This is a genomic window from Protofrankia sp. Cr1 (assembly GCF_963555865.1).
Classification (GTDB): Bacteria; Actinomycetota; Actinomycetes; order Frankiales; family Frankiaceae; genus Protofrankia.
Genome location: NZ_CAUVXO010000525.1, coordinates 1 through 3,566, shown reverse-complemented (window position 1 = coordinate 3,566; position 3,566 = coordinate 1). Strand labels below are relative to the sequence as shown.

The 3,566-nt window shown below is 70.5% G+C and carries 3 protein-coding genes; 2 read left to right on the top strand and 1 reads right to left on the bottom strand.

Features of this window, described 5'->3' with window-relative positions:
- Positions 1–996 (bottom strand): aldo/keto reductase (locus U9980_RS25120; RefSeq protein ID WP_322770192.1); only part of this gene is annotated, 996 nt, incomplete at its 3' end.
- Between the two features lie 111 nt (positions 997–1,107).
- Between U9980_RS25120 and U9980_RS25115 the strand changes: the two genes are divergently transcribed.
- A complete protein-coding gene (locus U9980_RS25115) occupies positions 1,108–1,737 on the top strand; it encodes a helix-turn-helix domain-containing protein (protein WP_322770191.1) in 630 nt (209 codons plus the stop codon).
- A 271-nt stretch (positions 1,738–2,008) separates the two neighbouring features.
- On the top strand, positions 2,009–3,418 hold the full coding sequence (locus U9980_RS25110) for an ankyrin repeat domain-containing protein (RefSeq protein ID WP_322770190.1): 1,410 nt from the start codon (positions 2,009–2,011) through the stop codon (positions 3,416–3,418).
- The last annotated feature ends 148 nt before the right edge of the window (positions 3,419–3,566 follow it).

Genomic DNA, 3,566 nt, shown 5'->3' with positions numbered 1-3,566 from the left:
GGGTAGGCCGGTGACGGGTGCGTTGGCGGGAGCGGACACGGTGTTGAGCTGGTCGATGACGTCTGCGGCCAGGCTGAGGTCGATGCCGGTGAGGTTGTCGGTGAGCTGGTCGGCGGTACGCGGTCCGATGATCACCGAGGTGATGCCGGGACGTGCGATGGTCCAGGCGATGGCGATGGCCGATGGGGTGGCGCCGACGAGGTCGGCCACCTGTGTGACCTCGTCGGCGATGTCGAAGCACTCCTCGCGTAGCAGCGTTGTGGCCCAGCTGGCGGCTGTGGGGTTGAAGGCGAGCCACTGGTGAAGCCGGGTTCCGGGGTCGGGTTGCCGGCCTCGTCGGTAGCGGCCGGCGAGCATGCCGCCGGCGAGTGGTCCGTAGGTGAGGGTGCCCAGGCCGTGGCGGGCGCAGGCGGGCAGGATCTCGGCTTCGATCTCGCGTGCGAGCAATGAGTAGTGGGGCTGAAGGCTGATGAACGGCGTGGTGCCCAGGCGCTGGCTGGCCCACTGGGACTCGATGATCTGGCCGGCGGTGTAGTTGGAGCAGCCGACGTAGCGGACCTTGCCCGAGCGGACGAAGCTGTCGAGGGTCGCCATCGTCTCCTCGATAGGCGTATCCGGGTCCCAGTTGTGGCACTGGTATAGGTCGATGTAGTCGGTGCCCAGGCGACGCAGACTGCCCTCCAGGGCGCGGGTGAGGTGCAGCCGGGACAGCCCGCGGTCGTTGGGGCCGGCGCCCAGCGGGCCGGAGCCCTTCGTGGCCAGGACGACCGAGTCGCGCCGCGTGGCGATGGCGCGCCCGACGACCTCCTCCGATCGGCCGCCGGTGTAGATGTTCGCCGTGTCGATGAGGGTGCCGCCCGCGTCGAGGAAGGCGCCGATGATCCGACGTGCTTCCGGTTCGCCGCAGGGTGCGTCCGGACCGACGCCGAAGTTCATCGTTCCGAGCGCCGCTCGGGAGACTTTGAGGCCCGAGCGCCCCAGCAGCGTGTACTGCACGCGACCTCCTCCTAGGATTCGGGGCGACGCCCCGGTTCGATGAGCCACACTATACGGGGCGCCGCCCCGGTTCACGATGAGGTCTGTGGCGATCGGAGCAGGATGGAGACCATGGGGATTCAAGGCGATGCTCCGGACGCAGGAGGCGCCGAACCGGCTTCGGCTGGCGAGGGGTGCTCGGCCCGTCCGCTGCGCGCGGATGCCCGGCGCAACCGCGCGCGGGTGCTACGCGCCGCGCGTGAGCTGTTCAGCATTGAGGGGCTGTCCGTCCCCCTGGACGAAATCGCGCGCCGAGCCGGTGTCGGCGCGGGCACGGTGCATCGGCACTTCCCAACGAAGGAGACGCTGTTCGCCGCGGTCGTCGTCGACCAGGTGGAGCAGCTCATAGCGGATGTCCGCACCCTCGCTCAGCAGGCCGACCCCGGCGATGCGTTGGTGGAAATGCTGGAGCGCATGCTTGCCGAGGGCGCCGAGAGCCTGCCCCTCAAGGCCGCGCTGGCGGGAACCGACTTCGACATCCGGACCACCGCTCCCGAGGTCGCGGCCCGCCTCCGCGAGACGCTGCGGGCTTTCCTCCAGCGTGCTCAGGATGCCGGCGATATCCGGGGCGACATTGATATCGACGACCTGTTTGCGCTGCTTGCCGGTGCGTTCGCCACTCTGCGCCATGCCGACGCGCCCCCCGACCAGGCCGTGCGCCTCAACACGGTTCTCTTCGACGGGCTGCGCACCAGGCACTGACAACCGGCCAGCCAGGGGCGGAATTTCCGGAATTACCAGGTCGACAGAACGCAGGTTCGATTCTATCGTCGATATTGCCGAGTGGACGGTCGCCGGGTATCGCCCCTGGTCAGTCGACGAGCTCGTCGACGACCTCGCGAAGCGCCATCCTGGTCGGTCGAATGATGCCGGGAAGGACCGAGTCCACCTCGTCGCACGTCGCACGTCCGGTAGGATGTCATCTTCTTCACGCCTTCAGCCGCGGGCCGGGAAGGCGACGTGAGGAGATGGCATGGCCAGTCGTCCGATGCCGGCAACACCCAACGTCAACCAGCTTCGCAGCCGGGCAAAGGAACTGCGCGACGCCGCCCGTGCCGGCGACCCGGCCGCGCTGGAGCGGATCGCCGCCCACGTGGACGAGCGCCCGCAGGGGCCGGTGAGTCTGTCAGTCGCGCAGATGGTTCTCGCCCGCGAGCACGGGTTCGCCAGTTGGCCACGGCTGAAAGCCGAGGTCGAGGCCAAGGCGCTGGACCGAGCCGGACGGGTCGAGGCGTTCCTGACAGCAAGCGTCGCCGGTCGCGACAGCCTGGCAGAGCGGCTGCTGGTCGAGTTCGGACTGGGTGCCGGTGACGCGACGCGGGCGTTGCCCGGGGCGCTCGGCAAGGACAGCCCGGCGGTCGTCGAGGCGCTGCTCGCGGCCGGCGCGGACCCGAACACGGTTGGCCGTGATGGTCTGTCCGCTCGACGCATCGCGGTCCGCCGCGGCCGGGACGACGTCGCCGCCGTACTGACCCGGTACGGCGCCGTGGATGACGACACGGATGCCGATCGGCTACTCGGCGTGTGCCGACGCGGCGACCGTCAGGAGGCGCGTCGGCTGCTCGCCGAGTATCCCGACCTTCCGGGCCGCCTTATCAGAGACGATCACGCGGCGTTCGTGGACGCGGCCGAGTACGCCGGTGTCGGCCCGGTCGCCCTCATGCTCGATCTCGGCTTTCCCGTCGGGGTGTACCGGTCGGTGGACGGCGCGACCGCGCTGCACGCCGCCAGCTACGCCGGCCGTCTCGACGTGGTCCGCCTGCTGCTCGACCGTGGCGCCGACATCGATACCACCGACCGGCAGTGGGGGTCGACCCCGCTGGCCTGGGCGACGGTCGGCAGCGGGGAACGCCCCGCCTACAGCCCGGACGGCGACTGGCCCGCCACCGTCAGTCTCCTGCTCGCCGCCGGGGCGTCCCGGGACGGTGCGTGGGTCGGGGGAAAGCCGCCCAGCGACGAGGTCGCCGTCCTTCTCGCCCGCTACGGCATCGGCGCGCCCGACGACGACGATTCGTCGTCGGCCGAACCGCCTGCGCCGGCGGCCCGCCGGATCAGCGAGCAGCTGCGCACAGCGTTCAACACCAGCGACGACCAGGCGCTCGCCGACGTGCTGCACCCCGACGTCCGCTGGGGCGGCGGACCAGCCGGCTGCCACAGCCGTGCCCACGTCCTGGAGTGGTACCAGCTGCTACGCGCCCAAGGGGTCCGCGCGACCGTCGAGGAGATGACGGTCCACGGTGACACGATCATCCTCGGCCTCGCCGTCACCCACGCCGGGCAGACCGACCGCCCCGCCGACCCAGCGGATCTCCTCTACCAGGCGTTCACCGTCGCCGACGACGCCGTGGTGGAGATCCGCGACGCGGACCAGCACCACCCGTAAGGCGCTCGTGACCACTCGGATCAGCGGCAGACCGCCGACCGGCCCGATGTGAGGTGAGCAAGGCCGGTGGCCAGCCGTTCGAACTCCGGATCACCGGTCCCGCGGCCCGCGTTCCCGCCAGCCGACTGCCTGAGAAGATCGCAGCAGC